The organism is Desulfoluna sp. CLI2B (assembly GCF_056847375.1).
The window spans coordinates 1-18,329 of record NZ_CP186557.1 but is presented as its reverse complement, the minus strand read 5'-3'; the positions used below and the strand labels follow the sequence as shown (position 1 = coordinate 18,329).

Annotated in this window: 26 protein-coding genes and 1 pseudogene; 6 read left to right on the top strand and 21 right to left on the bottom strand. The window is 56.8% G+C overall.

Annotated elements, in window-relative coordinates:
• Positions 1-11 precede the first annotated feature (11 nt).
• From ACOYW2_RS00135 to ACOYW2_RS00115, 5 genes are all read left to right on the top strand, one after another.
• Complete coding sequence (locus ACOYW2_RS00135; protein ID WP_482421196.1) at positions 12-242, top strand: FeoA family protein; 231 nt, start codon at positions 12-14, stop codon at positions 240-242.
• Positions 226-1,278, top strand: coding sequence for a FeoB small GTPase domain-containing protein (locus tag ACOYW2_RS00130; RefSeq protein WP_482768957.1), 1,053 nt, complete (start codon positions 226-228; stop codon positions 1,276-1,278). Before ACOYW2_RS00135 ends, ACOYW2_RS00130 begins: the two co-directional genes overlap by 17 nt.
• Positions 1,232-1,588, top strand: coding sequence for a nucleoside recognition domain-containing protein (locus tag ACOYW2_RS00125; protein ID WP_482768956.1), 357 nt, complete (start codon positions 1,232-1,234; stop codon positions 1,586-1,588). Before ACOYW2_RS00130 ends, ACOYW2_RS00125 begins: the two co-directional genes overlap by 47 nt.
• Complete coding sequence (locus ACOYW2_RS00120) at positions 1,570-2,364, top strand: nucleoside recognition domain-containing protein (protein ID WP_482768955.1); 795 nt, start codon at positions 1,570-1,572, stop codon at positions 2,362-2,364. The genes ACOYW2_RS00125 and ACOYW2_RS00120 overlap by 19 nt, the downstream gene beginning before the upstream one ends.
• A gap of 152 nt (positions 2,365-2,516) precedes the next feature.
• Positions 2,517-3,620, top strand: coding sequence for a GGDEF domain-containing protein (locus ACOYW2_RS00115; RefSeq protein WP_482414712.1), 1,104 nt, complete (start codon positions 2,517-2,519; stop codon positions 3,618-3,620).
• A gap of 207 nt (positions 3,621-3,827) precedes the next feature.
• On the opposite strand, the gene ACOYW2_RS00110 is transcribed toward ACOYW2_RS00115, so the two are convergent.
• Positions 3,828-4,877, bottom strand: a complete 1,050-nt coding sequence (locus ACOYW2_RS00110) for a hypothetical protein (protein ID WP_482768954.1) — start codon at positions 4,875-4,877, stop codon at positions 3,828-3,830.
• A gap of 642 nt (positions 4,878-5,519) precedes the next feature.
• On the opposite strand from ACOYW2_RS00110, the gene ACOYW2_RS00105 reads away from it, so the two are divergent.
• Positions 5,520-5,897: a hypothetical protein gene (locus ACOYW2_RS00105; protein WP_482768953.1), complete on the top strand. Its 378-nt coding sequence runs from the start codon at positions 5,520-5,522 to the stop codon at positions 5,895-5,897.
• 161 nt (positions 5,898-6,058) lie between these two features.
• Here the strand turns inward: ACOYW2_RS00105 and ACOYW2_RS00100 are convergent.
• The 20 genes and pseudogenes from ACOYW2_RS00100 to ACOYW2_RS00005 all read right to left on the bottom strand — a co-directional run.
• A pseudogene (locus tag ACOYW2_RS00100) lies at positions 6,059-6,208 on the bottom strand (Wadjet anti-phage system protein JetD domain-containing protein); the annotation flags it as partial.
• Between the two features lie 735 nt (positions 6,209-6,943).
• Positions 6,944-7,501, bottom strand: a complete 558-nt coding sequence (locus ACOYW2_RS00095; RefSeq protein ID WP_482768952.1) for a tail fiber assembly protein — start codon at positions 7,499-7,501, stop codon at positions 6,944-6,946.
• A 165-nt stretch (positions 7,502-7,666) separates the two neighbouring features.
• Positions 7,667-8,536, bottom strand: a complete 870-nt coding sequence (locus ACOYW2_RS00090; protein ID WP_482768951.1) for a phage tail-collar fiber domain-containing protein — start codon at positions 8,534-8,536, stop codon at positions 7,667-7,669.
• A 16-nt stretch (positions 8,537-8,552) separates the two neighbouring features.
• Positions 8,553-9,053: a phage tail protein I gene (locus ACOYW2_RS00085; RefSeq protein WP_482768950.1), complete on the bottom strand. Its 501-nt coding sequence runs from the start codon at positions 9,051-9,053 to the stop codon at positions 8,553-8,555.
• Positions 8,978-9,202 carry a hypothetical protein gene (locus ACOYW2_RS00080; protein ID WP_482768949.1) on the bottom strand — a complete coding sequence of 75 codons (225 nt, stop codon included), beginning with the start codon at positions 9,200-9,202 and terminating at the stop codon, positions 8,978-8,980. The genes ACOYW2_RS00085 and ACOYW2_RS00080 overlap by 76 nt, the downstream gene beginning before the upstream one ends.
• Positions 9,195-9,989, bottom strand: a complete 795-nt coding sequence (locus tag ACOYW2_RS00075; protein ID WP_482768948.1) for a baseplate J/gp47 family protein — start codon at positions 9,987-9,989, stop codon at positions 9,195-9,197. The genes ACOYW2_RS00080 and ACOYW2_RS00075 overlap by 8 nt, the downstream gene beginning before the upstream one ends.
• A complete protein-coding gene (locus tag ACOYW2_RS00070; protein WP_482768947.1) occupies positions 9,881-10,312 on the bottom strand; it encodes a hypothetical protein in 432 nt (143 codons plus the stop codon). Before ACOYW2_RS00070 ends, ACOYW2_RS00075 begins: the two co-directional genes overlap by 109 nt.
• The gene (locus ACOYW2_RS00065; RefSeq protein WP_482767078.1) at positions 10,302-10,622 is read right to left on the bottom strand and encodes a hypothetical protein; all 321 of its coding nucleotides are present in this window, start codon (positions 10,620-10,622) and stop codon (positions 10,302-10,304) included. Before ACOYW2_RS00065 ends, ACOYW2_RS00070 begins: the two co-directional genes overlap by 11 nt.
• Positions 10,623-11,009 (bottom strand): phage tail protein, encoded by a 387-nt coding sequence (locus ACOYW2_RS00060; RefSeq protein ID WP_482767079.1) that lies wholly within the window; start codon positions 11,007-11,009, stop codon positions 10,623-10,625. It lies immediately after the preceding gene.
• Complete coding sequence (locus tag ACOYW2_RS00055; protein WP_482767080.1) at positions 11,010-11,195, bottom strand: hypothetical protein; 186 nt, start codon at positions 11,193-11,195, stop codon at positions 11,010-11,012. It abuts the gene before it with no gap.
• A 2-nt stretch (positions 11,196-11,197) separates the two neighbouring features.
• Positions 11,198-11,710 (bottom strand): phage baseplate assembly protein V, encoded by a 513-nt coding sequence (locus ACOYW2_RS00050; RefSeq protein ID WP_482767081.1) that lies wholly within the window; start codon positions 11,708-11,710, stop codon positions 11,198-11,200.
• Positions 11,710-11,880, bottom strand: a complete 171-nt coding sequence (locus ACOYW2_RS00045; protein ID WP_482768946.1) for a hypothetical protein — start codon at positions 11,878-11,880, stop codon at positions 11,710-11,712. The genes ACOYW2_RS00050 and ACOYW2_RS00045 overlap by 1 nt, the downstream gene beginning before the upstream one ends.
• Positions 11,877-12,710 (bottom strand): phage late control D family protein, encoded by an 834-nt coding sequence (locus ACOYW2_RS00040; RefSeq protein ID WP_482768945.1) that lies wholly within the window; start codon positions 12,708-12,710, stop codon positions 11,877-11,879. Before ACOYW2_RS00040 ends, ACOYW2_RS00045 begins: the two co-directional genes overlap by 4 nt.
• Complete coding sequence (locus ACOYW2_RS00035) at positions 12,707-12,901, bottom strand: tail protein X (RefSeq protein WP_482767083.1); 195 nt, start codon at positions 12,899-12,901, stop codon at positions 12,707-12,709. Before ACOYW2_RS00035 ends, ACOYW2_RS00040 begins: the two co-directional genes overlap by 4 nt.
• Entirely contained in the window at positions 12,894-15,152 is a 2,259-nt protein-coding gene (locus ACOYW2_RS00030; RefSeq protein WP_482768944.1) for a phage tail tape measure protein, read from the bottom strand. The genes ACOYW2_RS00035 and ACOYW2_RS00030 overlap by 8 nt, the downstream gene beginning before the upstream one ends.
• A gap of 110 nt (positions 15,153-15,262) precedes the next feature.
• The gene (locus ACOYW2_RS00025) at positions 15,263-15,568 is read right to left on the bottom strand and encodes a phage tail assembly protein (protein WP_482768943.1); all 306 of its coding nucleotides are present in this window, start codon (positions 15,566-15,568) and stop codon (positions 15,263-15,265) included.
• 51 nt (positions 15,569-15,619) lie between these two features.
• Positions 15,620-16,138: a phage major tail tube protein gene (locus ACOYW2_RS00020; protein WP_092208087.1), complete on the bottom strand. Its 519-nt coding sequence runs from the start codon at positions 16,136-16,138 to the stop codon at positions 15,620-15,622.
• Positions 16,139-16,204: 66 nt separating this feature from the next.
• On the bottom strand, positions 16,205-17,641 hold the full coding sequence (locus tag ACOYW2_RS00015; RefSeq protein WP_482768942.1) for a phage tail sheath family protein: 1,437 nt from the start codon (positions 17,639-17,641) through the stop codon (positions 16,205-16,207).
• A 2-nt stretch (positions 17,642-17,643) separates the two neighbouring features.
• On the bottom strand, positions 17,644-17,832 hold the full coding sequence (locus tag ACOYW2_RS00010; RefSeq protein ID WP_482768941.1) for a hypothetical protein: 189 nt from the start codon (positions 17,830-17,832) through the stop codon (positions 17,644-17,646).
• An 85-nt stretch (positions 17,833-17,917) separates the two neighbouring features.
• The gene (locus tag ACOYW2_RS00005) at positions 17,918-18,247 is read right to left on the bottom strand and encodes a hypothetical protein (RefSeq protein ID WP_482421173.1); all 330 of its coding nucleotides are present in this window, start codon (positions 18,245-18,247) and stop codon (positions 17,918-17,920) included.
• Positions 18,248-18,329: the final 82 nt, after the last annotated feature.

Sequence of the window (18,329 nt, the reverse complement as noted above, 5' to 3'; positions counted from 1 at the left end):
GACCAAGGCGTATGTCTACCCTTGAGCAATTGAACAAAGGCCGCAGCGCGGTCATCGAGGCCCTTTCCGGGACGCCGGGTTTTGTGAACCGGGCAGCGGCCATGGGGTTTACCCCCGGAGCGCGGGTCACGGCCGTGCAGAACACCCGCACACTTCCCCTTCTGGTCCACCTGAGGGACACCCTGGTGGCCATTGACAGGCACGACGCCGAAAGGATCGCCATCCATGAACCCAGCAAATAGCTGCCAGGGGCGGTGTGCAGCCGGGTGTTGCCACGCAGAACCCGCCGCCTGCACTCCGGCCTGTGACCGGGACCTCACCGTGGCCCTGGTGGGCCAGCCCAACACCGGAAAATCCACCCTCTTTAACCGCCTCACCGGGGCAAACCAGCACGTAGGCAACTGGCCCGGTAAAACCGTGGAGAAAAAAGAGGGACAAGTGAAGGCAGGGGGACGAACCGTCCACATCTTCGACCTGCCCGGTACTTACAGCCTCACCGCGGGATCCATGGAGGAGCGCATCTCCCGGGACTTTCTCACCGAAGAGCGCCCCGATGCCGTGGTGGCGGTGGTGGACGCGGCCCAACTGGAGAGATCCCTCTACATGGTGGCGGAGCTGGCCCTGCTCAACGTTCCCACGGTGATCGCCCTGAACAAAATGGACCTGGCAGCCCAAAAAAACATCATGGTGGACGCGGAAAAACTCGCCTTCCTCACCGGAATGCGCGTGGTGCCCTTGTCGGCCATCGACCGCAAAAAGGAGACGGGGATCGAGGCCCTGCTGGGTTCCGTAGGTACACCGGCTGTCCCTTGTGCCCCGGTGCTGGCCGAAGAGATGGAGGCGGCTTTCGGAGAGGTGCTTCCCGCTGTTTCCGAGGCCCTTGCGCCGCACACCCGCCCGGGCATGCCGCCCTTGTGGCTGGCGGTGAAATGCCTGGAAAAAGACCCGGAGATCCTGGAAAGAGTCCAAGAGACCATGGGGCGTGACACAGCCCGGGAGGTGGCCCGCCTTACCGAGTCATGCCCGGACGGCCTCGTGGCGGGCACCACAGCCCGATACGCATGGATCAGCCATATCCTCTCGGAGGTGCGATCCCAGGCAGACCGAACGCCCAAGAGCTTCCAGGGACGCTTTGACAGGCTGGCCACCCACCCCGTCTGGGGCAAAGGGGTGGCCGCCTGTGTTCTCCTGCTGGGCATTGTGGCGGCCTACGCCGTCGGCCATTCCCCTCATGGTTCCGGCCTTTGCCCTTTTCTTCTCCACCCACGCCATCCATGACGCGATCGCCCGGGTGGCCCCGGCCTGGCTGGCGGCCATGGTGTGCAACGGCGTTCTCTGCGGTGTGAGCCTCGGACTGATGATCATGGGCTTTATCGGGGCGGTCTTTTTTGTCATGGGGATCCTGGAAAACTCCGGCTACATGGCCCGGCTCGCCTACATCTTCGATCCGTTCATGCGACGGCTCGGCCTCCACGGCAAATCCGTGATGCCCATGCTCATGGGGCTCATCTGCGACGTCATCGGCACCGGGGGTAGCCAAACCGCACCATCGACTCCTGGCGACAACGCATGCTCACCCTGGCCCTGATTCCCATTGTGCCGTGCAAATCCCTTCTCATTGTCACGGCCTTTCTCAGCGGCATCTTTTTCGGCTCCAAGGCCCTCTGGGTGATGCTCGCCCTTTTTGCCGTCACCGGCCTTCACATGGTGGTCACCTCCCGCCTGCTGCAGCGGTTTGTGGTGCCCGGTGAGCCCACGGGCCTCATCATGGAACTGCCCCCCTACCAGAAGCCGGACATGAAACACGTCTGCCTCTACAGCCTCACCCGCATGAAGGCCTTTTACCACCAGGGGTTCTGGTTCCTGGCAGGGGTTTCCTTTCTCACTTGGGCCGGGATCTACTTTCCCGGGCCAACCATCCACCAAAGCTACATCGCCTGCCTGGGACGCTCTTTAGAGCCCCTGGGCCAGCTCATGGGCTTTGACTGGCGGCTCTGCATCGCCTTTATCGTGGCCTTTGCCTCCAAAGAGGCCACTCTGGGCACCATGGCCGTCATCTTCGGAGCGGCCACCACCACCGGTGCCGACCTCTTCAACATCATCATGGACAAGGAGCTCCTCTCGGTTGTCCACAACGGGCTCAGCTCGTTTCTGGCGTCCTCAGGGGTCTCCCAGGCCAGCGCCCTGGCCTTTGTCTTTGCGATCTTCTTCTCCCTGCCCTGCTTTGCCACCCTAGGGACCATCTATGCAGAGACGCGCTCTGTACGATGGACCACAGGCACCCTGCTTTACTATTTCGCCGTCTCCATCACCATGGGGGCCGTGGCGTTTCAGGTGGGCCGGGTTCTCTTTCCGGGGGGATAGCCATCAGAAAAATGAACACCCAAACCGCATGCGCACCCGGCCGGGGCAGCCCCGGCATCTGGGTGCGCATGCGTATAATACTGGCGTGTTGTCCGGAAAATTGCGATAGTACTTCTTCTGATCATACCTGGCTAATGGGCAAAGGAGGTGCAATGACCCGCAGCGATATAGACAAAGTCGAAACAGACGCCAAGCACATTCTCAACCAGCTGGGCTCCCTGAGTTCCTTTCTCACCGGCATGGACCCCCACACCGAAGGGGACGCCTGCTTCACCATGCCCCTTTCGATCATGACAGAGGCTATGTCCTTTGACGTGAGTGTCCTTTATGAAGTCTGCAACGTGGTGGACAACTGGCTGATCCTGGAAGTGGCCCGCGTGTTTGATCCCAAGGGCTACCGTGAAGACCTGAAGGAAGGAAAAAAGCTCATCCTGGACCTTACCCGTGCCGAAGGGATCTACCTCAACGAGGTCAAGGCATTCACCTCCCGAAAGGTCTCCTGCATCAACGTGCCCAACGAGGGGTGCGACATGATGGGGTTTGTCTACCTCCCGGAGAGCCTGGGTGGCGGCTACCTCTTCGGCGGGGACTACTGCGGAGAAGAATCAAGGGTGCGGGACTACGAGGCCAGCGTCTGCGAGATCATGTGCAACTTCCTCAGCACCATCCTCATCAAGGCCCAGCTTGAAAAACTCGCGGTCTACGACAGCCTCACCGGCCTTGCCAACAGCCGTCGCATCAAAGAAGAAGCCTCCCGCATCCGAAACCGCTTTGCCCGAAAGCCCAAGGCCGTTGCCTCCGTGGCGATCTGCGATATCGACCACTTCAAGGCCGTCAACGACACCCACGGCCACATCCAGGGGGACATGGTCATCAAGGAGGTGGGCGAGCTGCTCTCCACCTCCATGCGCAAACACTTTGACGTGGCAGGGCGCTACGGCGGCGAAGAGTTCCTTCTGGTCCTGGATGAGACCACGGGCCCCGAAGCCATCGCCATGATCGAGCGCATACGCAAAAAAATCGAAACCCACGCCTTCCCCAAAGTGGACCAGGCCGGGAAACCCATCCCCGGAGACTCCCTTCGCATCACCCTCTCCTTCGGCGTGGCCGAAAACCGGGCGGACGCCTCCCCCTGCGATGCCCTGGAGTGGATCAGCCGGGCCGACCGGGCCCTCTACCGCTCCAAACACGATGGCAGGAACCGGGCCACCCTTTGGAGCCATGCCCTGGACGAAGCGTGCGTGGAAACGGCATAAGACTGCCTCCGGCGGCGAGGTGGGCCACCTCGAAATGTGACATTCCGTAGGGTGTGCTTGCGCACCATTTGTTCGGATAACCAACGCCTTTTGCCATTTCTATGCGTTGTGAAGGTCACCTGCAGATGGGTTTTCATGGCCAGTACGATTCTTCGGCGGTGCGCAAGCGCACGTACCTAAGTCCCTACACCGTCGGCAACGCGTCACCTACATAAGGATGCCTTTGTAGATAAAATACCCGTAGCTTGCGGCAAGCAGGGCCCCTGCGCCCCGGGGAAGGCGCTTCATGGCCCCGACAAAGAAGAAGTGGACGGCACACGCCGCCATGATTGTGAAGGCCCCGGTTTCAAAGGAATCGGGGATTCGGATGGGAGAGAAGAACGCGAAAATACCGATGCACATGGGAATGCAGATATGGCCGTCTCCGATCTGGGAAGAGTAGGCGATGTCGGAGCGGTCCACGGCTGCATAGTAAAAGGCAAGAAGCCCGTTGGGGACCACCATGAGAAGGCCGCTTAAGATGCCGATCTGGCTTGTGGAGATGATCCCCCCGCCCCCGGCCGACACCCAGGCCACAAGCCCTTCGATGCTGACATAAGTACCCCAGGCAGCACCACCCACCAGCAGGATATCCACAACCACCCAGAGACTTACGGCTCTGTGTTTCTGGACGTTGGTCTTCATCACATCAAAGACCTGAAACACCTGCCAGAAAAGAAACAGCCCCATGAGCACCAGGCCGTCCCCCTGGTTCAGGACCCCGTCCCGACCCAGGGCCCAGGTCACGGCCGTAAAAAACACCATGGCAATGAGGGTAAGAAGCAGGGAGAGGTAATCGAGCTTCTCTTCTGAACGGTCTTCCTTTGTCCCCTTGAGGGTCAGGCCCCACAGCAGGGCGGGTATACCCAACAGGATGGTCAGGTTGGTGACGTTGTTCACGATGCAGTTTTCAAGGACCATGGCCGCGTCCCCGCCCGTGGTTCCCATCACATAGGCAAAGGCAAGATTGGAAAACCCCGAGCAGTACGGCATCACCATGGTGCCGATGGCAGTACCCTCAAAGCCCCGCTTCTCAAAGGCATTGAGCCTCCAGACCATGACCATGGAGGACACCAGAAACAGCCCCAGAAGCTGCCACGGCCCTGCGTGGGACCCGGCGGCCAGGACGCTCTTAAAAATAGCGGTATAATTGGGGGCGGCAAGCAGTGCCATCAGGCCGCTCAGCAGCCGGGCACAATAATCCAGTATGTTATCCACAACGCATCCATCAATCCGGTTTAAGGCGCAACATCGCAACAAAACGCTCGACAGCAGTGTCCAGGGGGCGACAATCCTCAAGGCCTGTGGGTCACTCAGCGGCAAGGGCTCCCTGAAGGATGTCATCGACCAAAAGAGGCGTTGCCTTTATTCTTATGTGGAATGCGCCCGGATGATAAAGAGAATTCACCGTCAAGGCGTGCCCCGACATCGAATTTATTTTGCCTTTCGTCATTTTTCGTATGCAGCGTATGACAAATTAAAATGATTGACTTTGCATCCAATTGGGCTGATTATTAACGATATCCTGTCATTTTTAAGGGCTATACGCCTTTCACCTGCTTCGACAATTCAATACAGATCATCGCGACCTGAACGTATGCAGCCATGCCAATACAATGCGGCATGATGGTTTCTCAATCCCGGCAAGGCTTTCCCGTATAATGAAAAGAAAACCCTCCCGGACAAATGAGAAACCTGAGGCCTGCCTTCTTGCTGAAAAGCGCTCTCGTAATTCTCCAAAAATGAGTAAAAAATCGTCCCGCCAACATTTGGGACGACTGTATGCCGTATGGCCGAAACTCAACTCCATAGTCCGTTACACATTTGAAGTAATTTCGAATCTAAAAAAGGAGAGCTAACATGAAGATCAACGTTTCTGCTTTAATCCTGACCCTGATTATGATGGTTTCCCTGGCGGCCTGCGGCACCTACTACCAAGTGACCGACCCTTCAAGCGACAAAGTCTACTACACTGAAAAAATAAACAAGAAAAGCAACGGCGCCATTGAGTTCAAAGACTCGGCCACAGGTAAAGAGATCATCATCCAGAACTCTGAGGTGATCGAAGTTGACAAAGATGCCTACGAAGCAGGCATGGCAGAACCAGCCCCCGCACCGGCACCTGAAGCGGAGCCAGCTGCTGAGACAATGCCTGAAGCCGAAGCAGAGCCCACAGCTGAGGCAGAGCCTGCAGCGGAAACGGAACCTACCGCTGAATCAGAGCCCGCCGCCGAGTAAAACCCAGCGCTAAAATGGAATAAATAAGATGGAATATTAAGGCTTTGCCCCTCTGTTTTGAACGTTCTCGAAACGGAGGGGCAAGGCAGGTGATCACGATTTTGGCGGTGATGGGTGCAGGTTTTTATGATATAGCTGGCACGCAGTAAAGCGATGGATACTCACCCATCATGAATCCCCATGATTGATTCCATTAACCAACCAAAGGAAATCCTTTCCTGTTCCAGCCTGACATGCTCACCACAATGCCCTCCTCGCAACGCAGCGTAAAGGCCTGCATCTTCTCTTGAAAGCCGATTCAAATCACGATTTCCCTGCCATGACTCTTTTGACCTATGCTGGAAATAGGTGACAAGGCAACAGTTATTTCAGTTCAAAAATGCTTGGCAGCGAAGGCTCTGCCGGAGTGGGATTTGAGGTAGGTCTCGAAGGCGGTGGCTTTGGGTTTGGAGGGGAAGGCGATGGCGATTTCAATTTTCCAGGGTTTGTACTTTGACGTGTGGGGGACGCTTCCGGAATTATCGGCCTATAGGCGAGTTCCAAGGTCAGAGGTCATACCGGTATAAAACCGTTCCGGAAACGACTCACTTCGGAGCATGTATACATAGTGAAAGCCCAAAGGAGCCTCCTCATCATCATCATATAACAACTGGAAGAATTTATTTTGTGAAACGTGATTCGGGAATCTTTATTTTTAAGGATTGCAGGCTTCTTGCTCGCTGGCGCTCAGGCGAAGCCTGGTGGAGGCGGCGGGAATCGAACCCAGGTCCTATTCTGACGTAATCCATTTATAATATCAACCCCATACTTAATACATCGTCTTTCATCTGTATCACCTTGAAACCCCGTAAAGCCCCGAAAATACGTGCCCCATTTTGAAGAACTTCCACAAAAACTTCCACAATTTTTGTGCCTTCGACCATGCGGCTCACGCCATTACAAGAATTAAGCTCACGGACATGACTTTGGAATTAAATTAAGGCAGATTCCAAAAACGGCGCATTTTGAAAAACCGCTTTTTTTAGGTGACAGGCACTATTTCACCTCTACTTAGGTTCGGGGGGCCAGGGGATTGAATCGGTAACGAAAATTAATGTTGCCGGAAGATCTCTCAATAGCATCCTGTAAGCCTCCCACTCTGCCCGTTTGCTTTGGTCAACCGGATAGTCCGGCATCATTGTATAGTCGCATGCTGAGAGCTTCGCGTCACGTTGCGGCCTTACCACATTATCCAGCCAAAGGCTCAAATCAATTTCCCAATCGGTGCCATTCCATCTCGAATACGGTAACGGCTCCTTATCGGTCCAACCTGAATCAAGGACAGTCCCTATCTCAGATATTCTGTATCGTTCCTGTGAGGCGGTATCAAAATACACCGCTCCACGGTAATCAGATTTTACGATCCACAAACCCTGCTCCAAGACCGCGACCTCATATTCGTTTGTTTCAGGAGGTGGCTGCAGGGATGAGGATTTAGGGTTGTATAGCCAGCGATCACTTGGGCTACCAGTTTCTTCGTCCCACATTGGATTTTGCCGTGGCTTGGAGTCTCGTCCCTTCAAGTATTCACCCGTTTCGGGGTGTGCATTATACAATGTTGTCATTAGTAAAATATCCCCCCCCATTTAGTTACGTTTTTTGGCCTGGCCTCAGCCCCACCAGATGATAACGTACTAATACTTGAGCTATTTGTTGTTGATCCATACGCTGCGCCTGATCCGGGTGAATTTGTTGCGAACGTATATAGTCCGTGTGTATGCTCCTTGTTTTTAGACGCCTGCCCCGTACCACAGATGGTCACCCGTTGTTCCATCGCCTCTATCTGAACGAGATGAGGCATCAGGATCAATCCCCGCCCCATGGTCCCAATATCTGGGAAAAAGGCCTCGGTCATCAGGCAGGCTAAAATGCATTTCGTCGAGGGCTCCATACATGGTTCCAATTTTCGCAAAGAGGTTCGGATAATCAGAGCGTAAGAGACTCGATCCGTCCCGTTCAAGCATACGACGCCTTCTCATCTCTTCATCTGAAGGCATATATGACAGGTTAATGTCATCTCCCGGCTCGTAAAACGAGACTCTCTTTCCTTTGACACTCAAGTCTCCCGAAATCGACACATTACCCTGCCCATCCTTCCTCACCATCTCCAGATACGCCTTCAACTCATCCGCAACATGCTGCCTGGTCGCCAGTACCACCGCCGGGTCTACCTTCAGCTCCACAGCAGCCGTGTCCGAAACCTCCAGGATCATCTTCACGTAAAGATCCTTGGATGCCCCCTGGGTAATCTTGGGTTTGTAGGTGTGGGGATACTTGCCGATGGCAATCAGGTTGCCGTCCGGGTCGAAGATACCCACCTCCCGGATGTCGAAGTCCCCCACGTCCGATGGGATAAAGGCCTCCACCACCAGCCAGTTGCTGTTGGCTTCATGGATGGAAATGTGGTTGATGCTGCCTCGCCACACCTCATTAATCAAAGATGTCCGCTGAAGCATGCCTGCCAGGTCCAGGCTCGCGTAGGATCCGTTGCCGTCGCCCACGGCCAGGGTTGAAAACGAGACCGATTTACCTAAGACCGGCGAGTTGGCGAACATCGCCTTGCCGGTGTTGGTTAAGGTTGTGAAATAGGATTCTGCCATTGGTGTTTCCTTTATTTTAGGGATAGATGCAGGTGGTTTCGATCATCTGGGTTCCCAGGCCAAAGTAGACGGGCCCGGACTCTTCCAGATTTTCGAGTTGCCAGGGGAAAACGGAGACGGTTTCGGCGTATTGTCCGGCCATGGCCATGTGGATTGTGCCCTGCCCTGTCAGGTATGTGATCACGGCATCGAGCTTGGAGCGGACGTTCTTGTAGGCTTCGATGAGCTGATCCGCCCAGGCGTAGGCCTGATCGGTGACGCCCTGGTCGGTGACTTCCACGCGTACCCGGAAGTGGTAGGGCTGGCCGTCGTAGGTCCACCACTCTTCCACGGTGCCGCCGCCGAGCACGTCGGCGATGGCGCCCTCGATGGCGGACGGGGTTCCTTTTTGTCGATGACGGGCCACGGAGTTCCGGACAAGGGCCCTCTTCTTTTCAAGGGTCAGGCTGTCGTCCCAGAAGTCCACCTTGAACTGCCAGGCCAGGTGGGTGAGGAGGGGCTCCTCCAGCTCGTCCACCGGCTGTACATATATAAGGTGTCGATGGCCCGGTTGATCTGCTTCAAGTCGTCATCAATGGCGCGGGCGGCTGCCCGGATGCTTTCGTCTCCGGAGATAGACGCGGGGAGGATGTCTGCAAAGGAGATGTCGGGCAAGGCTTTACTCATCTTCCCCCCCCGCATAGTTCAGGGTTTGGGTGCCAGCCTGGGCCACCTGGGTGGTGGCCAGCTTTTGAAAAGAGGGAGACCGCAGCACCACGCGTTTTGCGCCGGCACTCTTTAAGCGAAAAACCAGTTCATCGGGGTTGATGTCACGCCCCAGCTTTTCGCATTGCCAGGCTGTGTAGTCGGCAATGGCCTTACTCACCCGGCTTTGAATTTCAGAAATGGCCTCCTGGTTCTCTCCGGAAATAAAATAGTCGGCATCGATGTCGAAGCCCACCGGCACCGGGGCAATGACGGACACCCTATCCGTCAAGGGCCTTCGGTTCTTCGGGGTCACGGCATCGGCCACGGTTTGCAAAATGGTTTCATCCGGAAGCCTGCCTCCGGAAAGAAGGACCACCACCTGGACGGTGGCGTCTGCAGGAGAGACCACGGCCACGTCGGCGATCTCTTGATGGGCCGACTTGGCCCAGTAGATGTAGGCCCCTTCCGGACCGGCAACCGAGTACTTGTCCGGGGCGTTGTGGATCCGTTCCCTGTAAGGCTCGTTGCCTTCTTTGTCGGCTCCGCCCGTGGTTGTGATGGTGTTGGAAACGCTCACCACATAGGGGACGGGATCCACCATCTGGTTGATCTGCCCGGCCACGTACCCGTTGCCCACGGTGCCCGTGGCCATGCAGGTCACGGGCACGTCAACGAAGGTGTCCCCGGCGGCCACCTCGGCATAGCTTTCCGTCTTGAAAAAGAGCGTGCCGTCCGGAGAGACGCGGGTCCCTTTGTTGATGGCCACCACAAACTCCAGGGCCTCGGCAATGGAAAACCGGCACAGGGTTCCGGCTGCAGAAGATCCAGCCGCTCCGTCTCCGTAAAGGCCCCCAGGTGATCCAGGTGGTCGCCTTCGCTGTAGGCCAGAAGATTCATTTTCCCCGCGTGGTTGATCAACTCACGCTGCTGCACGATGATAGAGGCCAGGCCCATGAGGAAGAGGCGCTCCGGATCCGCAGGGGCCAGGGATTTGCCCGTGATGCCCTCGTGCACGGTCAAAATATTGCTGATGGTTTTCTCGGCATCGGCTTCCACAAATTGGATGTCCGGAAGATTCTTAAGGCTCATTGATTTTAATCCTCACCACAGGGATCAGTGTCCCGGCCCGGGCCTTTTCGGTGTCGGCCACCCAGGACACGGAGAGAACATCCACCCCGGGGACATAGGTCTCAATTCCCTGGATCACGGCTGCCGATGCTTTGGCCTTGGCCACCGGAAGCGGCGTGTCCAGATAATCCGCCTGGGCACCGAAGGCCCTGTCCAGGGGAAGAGTCCCCACCCGGGTGGCGCAAACAATCTGCACCTGCTGCACAATGGCATCGATGCCCGTTGCCCCGATCACCACACGGTCCAGCTGCCCCGTCACATTCAATTCCATTTACGCAAACTCCTTTAACTTGATGGAGACCGCCGCAACCAGGAGCCGCCCTTTGCCGTCGAATTTCTGCCAGTCCTCTTCCATGGAAAGGAGGGCAAACCGTCCGAAATTGTACCCGCCCACAACCAGGTTCTTTGCCTCTCCGGAGGCAAGCACCTTGCGCACGGCATCGATCTCACCTGAAGGTGAAACGCCCAGACTTTCGGCGAACATCATTTGAAGCGACACCTCGTCCAGGCCCGGGCCAAGAAACTCCAGGACAGGCTTTTTCCCGGTGACGGCATGCTCGGCAAACCGCACCTTGGATGAACGCTTGAACTCATCGAAGGTGCGGATCCGCGTGCGGCTGGTTTCAAAAACAATCTCTCCGAAAGCCCCCACCTCCATTTATCTGTGTCCTTTGGATGCTGGGCTTCCGGAGGCATCGTCCAGAAGGGTCATGTGTTTGTAGACGGCCCGGCCCAGGGCCGCTGCCATTTTTTCTGTCTGGGCAAACTCGTTGCCCGTTGCGAACCCTTCCACTTTGAGTTCCTTGATAATGTCTGCCACGAGGGCTGCTGCGCTTGTTGCCATGATTATTTGCTCGCAATAACTGTTGTTGATGCGTCCACATGGGGTTTGCCGTCGAACTTACAAATGGACTTGTCCGTGATCACCCCGCCCAGCTCCCCTCCGCAATCCAGGGTCACTTTATCGGCTTTTACCGTTACCTCCCCGCCCTTCACCGTGATGTCCAGGCTGTGCGTTTTCCTGTCGTAGGCCATGACGGAGCCATCCCCAAAGGTCACATGGGTCAGGTGGGATCCGTCTGCAGGTGGCGCGTCCACGTCGGAGTAGATCGCCCCCAGGACAAAGCCCTGTTCCAGGCCAATAGGCAGAAAGATACAAGCCACCTCTTCTCCAACGTCGGGCATGGCAAAGAACTTGTCCGTCTGGGTCCGGGGGAAGAGAACCGGCAGCTTGTGGGTGGGATGGCCATGGACCTCCACCTTCACGGATCCGCCCACCACTTCGGTCACCGTGCCCACCTGGACCATGCTGTTCACCTTCTCCTCCAAGGCCTTCATGCGTTTTTCGATCTCGATCATCAGTACCCCAGCACCTTTCTCAGGGTTGCGTTTGTCTTGTAGCCGGAGCCCAGGGAGTGCTTGGCCTCGTCGATGAAATAGATGCCGTCAAAGATACCGAATCCCTCTACCTTCACATTTAGCCCGGCCAGGGCCCGGGGATTGCCCACCAGGGAGAAGCTTGCCTTCACCTCCTCCTTGTTCGCGCTCCGGAGTTCAGCCACGGCCTGGGTCTGGGCTTCGGCGATGGACTCCACCATACCACAAGGACCTGACCGGTCTTCGGACTGTTCTCCGGGGTAAAGGTGTGCTCCACCAACCTCTTTTTTGTCGGGTCAAAAAACTGCACCGTGCATGCCCGATAGATGTTGTGGGACTTGGTATTGAACGACCAGGTCAGAATCTCGGAGGCCCCCTTTCTCAAGGTGAACACCGGGGCCTTGGCTTCAAAGATTTTCCCCTGGTAGAGAACCAGCTTCTCTTCGGCCATCTTCAGGTTGAGGCCCCGCGCCCGGCAGAGCCTTGCCAGAAGAGCAAGATCACTCTCCTTGCTCTGGGTCACCCGCTCGTACGGTGCGTCCTGGTCGGCGCTGAAAAAAAGGGAGAGCCCGTGCTCTGCCGCGATGCCCCCGGCCAGCTGCTCCAGGGTGATGGCTTCCCAGACCCGTTCCTTCAGCTCGTTCTTGATGGCCGTGGAGGTCATGGAGCTGATGGCCTTCATGGTGACGATTGCAGGAGGCCCGCTTGATGTGATGTCATCCACCTGAAAGGATCCGCAGGAGAGTGAAAGATCCCCCAGGTCACCCCATGCCGAGCACTCAATCTCCGCCTTTACCCGGGAGCCCTTCTCCGGAAACCAGTCTCCGGCCCAAAGCCCGGCGGTGTCCTCCAGGGTGATCTGAAGATCATCGGCCTTGCCCGATGCAAAATCGGAATAGGTCATGCTCTTTAAATAAGGTGAGATCTCTTTCGAGATGTCTTTGCCTTCAAAATTCAGGTTCAATCGTGCTTTTCTCATCATGATTTCCAGGGGGGTAAAACGGTTTCGGTTCTCTTCCCGTGTCCGATCAGCTCAATCCGGCGCTGAAACCACGTACTCCGATGCTCCGGGTTGGCCGCAATCAGTCGGGCCATATGCATCTCGCTTCCCATGCGGGTCAGGGCGATGGCATCCCACATGTCGCCCTGCCGTGTGGTGTATGAATCAGGCAAAAGCGCGCCTCCTGTCGTCGTGGTGAATATCCGTCATAACCTTCCGGACACGCTCTTCGCTCTCCATCATGCTCTGATCCGCCGCCGCCTTGAATTCGGCAACGTTGGAGCCGGTGGCCGTGATATGAATTTGGGGTTTGTACTCAATAGCGGTGCTGGAACTGTTCATGGCCGCCGGGGAAACCTCTGGGAACTTCACAGGCGTCACGCCCTGGCTCTGTCTTTCAGGGAAAGGCACCACATTGTCCGGAGGCGTGGGAATGTTCCCGGCGACATTGCCCACCTTGGCGGCCTTTTCTGCCGTTTCAGTCTCTTCGTCACTCCCGAAGCCAAAGAAACGACCTCCAATTTTCATGAATTTCTTGATCTTTCCCCATATGGAGTCCACCAGCTTCTGGAAGGGTTCGAACTTCTTGTAAAGAACAGCACCAAGCCCCACCAGAACGGCCACACCGCCGACAATCAACCCGATGGGGTTGGCATTCAGGGCCACGTTCAAGGCCCATTGTGCTGCTGTCATGGCATAGGTGCCGATGGCCGCTGCCTTTTGAACTCCCGCCAGGGCTATGGTTTTCATTTTTGATAGTGTGAGATGTTTGTTGATGAGCTGATAGGCCGTCTTTGCCCTTAACAGCCCTCCAGACACAAAAGTCCAAGCATACCCTGCGGCAACTGTTGCAGCAGTCAAGGCAATGGTACCGCCTGTCAGCATCCCCGCTACTTTCGTGACTGTTGGGTACTTTTCTGATGCGGCAGTAAGCTTGCGTGCAATAAAGGCAAGGGATTGAGCCGCACCTGAGATGGCAGGTGTCAGGGTGTTTCCAAAAGTTATGGCGAGGCTTTCTGATGCAGAACCAAAGTTTTTAAGAGCTCCGACGGTTGTGTTGTCCATGATATCGGCAATGGACTGGGCGGTAACTTCTCCGTCTTTCACTTTTTTTGTGTATTCGGTGATGCCCTTTTTCCCTGCCTGAGAGAGCAGTTCCGTTAAACCAGACGCCGGTTCCTTGCCAAATATGGTACTGATTACATCCAACTTCTCGGCATTACCCATACCGTTTAGTGATTCGGATAGATCAGCTAAAATTTGTGCAGGCTTCCGAAGATTACCTTCCATGTTTGTGGCCTGGACACCCAACTCCTGGAGTGTACTTAGTGCTGCGGTTGACGGCGCGGAAAGCCCCAAAACCATACTTTTTAAGGTGGTGCCCCCCATGCTTCCTTTGATCCCAACGTTGGCAAGGAGTCCGGCCATAGCGGAGGTCTCTTCCAGGGACATCCCAGCTTTCGCCGCAACAGGCCTACATTGCTGAGTAGTCTCGCCCAGCATCTCCAGGGAGGTGTTGGAACTGGTGAAGGTCCGGGTGAGGACGTTGGAAACACGGTCCATCTCAGAGGCCTCTAAGCCAAAACCGGACATGATATCTGACGCAATATCTGATGCGACGCCAAGCTCTACGGCACCGGCCTTGGCCATGTTAAGCACGCCCGGCATAGCAGAGATGATTTGCTGACTATCAAAACCAGCCATGCCCAGATATGACATGCCCTGAGCTGCTTCACTGGCTGAGAAGGAGGTCGTTGATCCAAGTTCCCTCGCTTTTGCCGTCAAGGCCTGGAAGTCTTTGCCGGTGGCTCCGGTAAGGGATTTCACCTTAGCCATGCTTTGTTCAAAATTGGCCGCAATCATGACAGGAGCCGCCACCGTTGCTCCCAGGGCCACAGCGTCAAACAGCTGGCCCTGCATGTTGGCGCGTTTGTCCTTCACGGCCTTCTGTTTCATCATGAGCTTCTGAAGCTTGTCCTGCTTGCGCCGGGCAAGGTCGATGGACTGGGCCAGCTTCTGGTTGTGCATCACCAGCTGCCCCGTCTTGATTCCGGTAGAGGCCATCTCCCGCCGAAGCTCGGAAAGGGAGGTCCTCTGCTCCCCCAGTGACGTTTTCAGTTTTTTTGCTTTTCGGTTCGCCGCATCAAACTGGCTCTGAAGCTTCTTGGTGGGCTTTGCCGTGGCGGCCAGCTGAGCGGCAAGGGCCTTGCTCTCGTTCTGGGCTTCGAAGAACCTCCGCTCCGTCTCCTGGATCTCCTTTTTCAACGTGCCAAACCGATCCACCTTGGCCTTGGATTTTTCAAGCTGGCTGATCTTCTGCCCCAGTGCGCCCACCGTCTGGGACGCACTGAGCATCGAGCCCTTGAACGTTGGAGCCACCGAACCGTTCAGCTTGAACGCTATGTCATATACCCGTGATCCCATCGCCTACGCCTTCTCATTGAAATCCGTGATCCATTCAAAAAGCTCCGGGAAGGGCATCTGGTAAAAGAATGCCACTCCCGTCCGGGTTACCTTGCCCATGTCCAGGCACGCTAAGCGGATCTGCCGGGCACTTGGTCTTCCATACCGTGCAAAAAAAGCTGCACCTCCATGGCAATATTCGTGCTGTCCCTGGCGGACATGGACCGGATGGTTTCAACGGAAAGATCCGCCGCACGGGCCGCAAGGCAATGGCAGTAGGCATGGCTCAAGGTAAGGCTCGTCATCTGGCCCCCCATGGCAAGGTACTCCCGCTCCGCCTGCGCCATGTCCTCCCCCGTGAGCCCCTCCAGGTCCAGGTTGATTGTGTTGATCTCTTTGCCTTCAAAGGTGATGGCTTTTTTCAGCTTGATTTCCATCTTGGTTTTTCCTTTTTGAAAAATGTCTACGCGTAGACATCGGTTTGATCGTTACAGCCCCAGGGCCTTGTTCACGTCGGACAGGCAGTCCACACCGTTCACCGTGTAAAGGTTGTTGAGCTTGTCGATGAGGATGCTTTCCATCCCGTCGATCATGAGGTTAAAGCGGGTGAGTTCCAGCTCCACGCTGGAGTCGTTACCCTCCCCCACGGCAAACTTGCCGAAGCTGGTCTTTTTGGTGGATCCCTGGCCGGAGATCCGTACGGGCATCACCTTCCGCACGCCGCTTGCCGTGTCCTGGACCTGCATGGCCCCGCGCAGGTCCACCACGTGGGGAACGGGCATGTTGAAGAGGTTCACGTCCTGGCTGATGGTCCGAAAGTTGATGGTCATGGCCATGGCCCCAATGTGCCCGAGGATGGGAACCGAGATCTCACCCAGGATGCCTGCCCCTTTGAGGGAGGCGTTCAGGGGCTCGATGTCCGGCACGGTGACGTCCACCACGCCCATCATGTCCTTGGCGCCGCCGTAATAGAGGCGAAAGTTGGTCAATACTTCAGGGGTATTCATGCGCGCACTCCTGTATGGTTTTAAGGATGTCTACGCGTAGACATCCGAAAACCTGTTAAGCGAAAATTAAGCGAAAAGGGTTGAAAAGTAGGCCGGGTCGTACTCCTGGATGAAGTCGATCTCCCGGGCGGGTGAAGGCGGCGTCATGTAGACATGGAAACGGGAGATCCCATCCATCATGTCCGTCACCGCGTTTTCATCGGCCTGAAACTCCACCCGCGCGCCCAGGAGTAACTGCCGGGACACCAGCCCGTCCAGCCACATCTGGGCAGAATCCCGGATGGTCTCGATGAGCCGCCGTTTTGCAGGGGCGTCCACCCTGGACCAGTGGCTCAGGATCAGGGTGTTGCCCACCCAGGTGAACATCCGGCTCACCGAGATCCAGGAATCCTTGGGGTCGGTGTTGGCCGGGTAGCAGGCCGTCCGGTTGCCCCAGCACTTCCACCCGCCAATAAAGTTCAGGGCCGTCACGATGCCGTTACCGTTCAAATAATTCGCCTGCTCCGGCTGAAGCCACACCTCCTTCCCGTTTGCCACCATGGCGTCCATCTGAAAGTTGTGGTTCGAAGGCGAAGCGTAGGGGATATCCTCGTTGTCCGCGTCCACCTTGGCCATGAGCCCGGCAAGCTGGGTAGACATGTGAAAGGTCTTCCCTCCCAGCTTCACCCTGGGCCAGCAGACCACCTGGGCCGGGTCGGTGAGGTTGTTCTGGTTCTTGTATTCCGGGGCGTCGCTGTACCGGGTCACGGTGGCGTCATCGATGTCGATAATCGCCTTGCAGGAGAACAGCCCGTTGATGGTTTTGGCCTTGGCCGTCATCACCGCCGACACCGTGGAGGCCGAAGACCAGCCCGGGGCCACGATGAGCCCGGGCACCAGGCGATACTTGGGGAACACCTCGTTCACCAGCTCCAGGCCGGTGAGGGCACCGGTCTCTGCGTCCACCCCGCCCACGATATCCGCCGCCGTCACCTTGGACGGATCCGCATAGGTGTAAGTTCGATTGACGGTGGCCCCTGCCTTGATTGAGCCGGTAGGGATGCGCTTGATGGTCCCGGCAACCCGGTCCACCTCATAGTCGGTGTTCTCCACGTAGGTGGTGGACTTGTCCGAAGAGGTCACCACCACCGGTCCCAGGAGGTCCCCGTGGTCCAGCTTGATCTCGTCATCGGCAAAGGTGGCCGCGCCTTCGGCCACATCGGCCTTGTGAACCGCCGGGTCAAAGACGTTGATGAAGACAATGGGGGCCAGGGCGAACAGGACAAAGTGGGAATAGATGAACTCACAAAGCGTGTACTTCTCCCAGGCATCGGAATAGCCCAGCAGCTCCACGGCCTCTGCGTAGGTATAGACCATGGTCACCTTGTTCACCGGCCCTGCCCCGCCCTTGGCCAGGTGCACAGGGGCCGTGCCCACCACCACCGGCAACGACGCTGAAACCCTCCGGGGCGGCGTGATGGACGTGGGCATCTGCGATGCGTAAACACCGTGTCTGTATGTCATGATTACTTGGCTCCTTTCGCTTCGGCGTATTTCCGGGCCAGAAGGGATTCAGGGTTGTTGAGGTCGGCCATGGCCGGGGCAAGGGCCTCCACCGGAACCAGGAAGCGCTTCAGCTCAGTCCGCTCCTTGAAAAAGGCCGCCACCTCTTTGGGCAGGCCGTTTCGAAAGACCTGATACCGGCTGATGTGCACCGGATGCCGAACCTCCGGCCCCCATAGGCCACCTGTTCCGTTTTTTTGCCCTTTGCCGCCGTTGATGTTGTTTTCTTTGCTGCCATTAGAGACATGCCTCCACGTCTTCCGTTAATGTTTGCCGGATCCCCGAGGTCTCCCAGTGGGTGGTGATCTCCCCCTCCGCATGGGGCTGGGGTTGAAAATACTTTGCGTCCGGGTCTCCGCACTCCCAGGTCACCGGAAGTTTCAAGGTGTACAGTCCGTCTTCGGTGCGCCGCTTTGAGAGCACGATCTTCCGGCACCGGGTGAGAAGGTTCAGGATGTCGTTCACCCCGGCCTCTACCCCTTCCGCCGAGTAGATCCCGCAGAGGATCTTCACCGCCACCTCCGAGCTTTCGTCCTGGTCGGTTCCGGAGACGGCCTGAAGGATCACGTAAGGGAAATCAATCTGCCCCTGTTTTTTGGGGGGAAGCTCACCAAGAAAGATCTAGCGAGCCGAGCGTAGGACGCCCGGC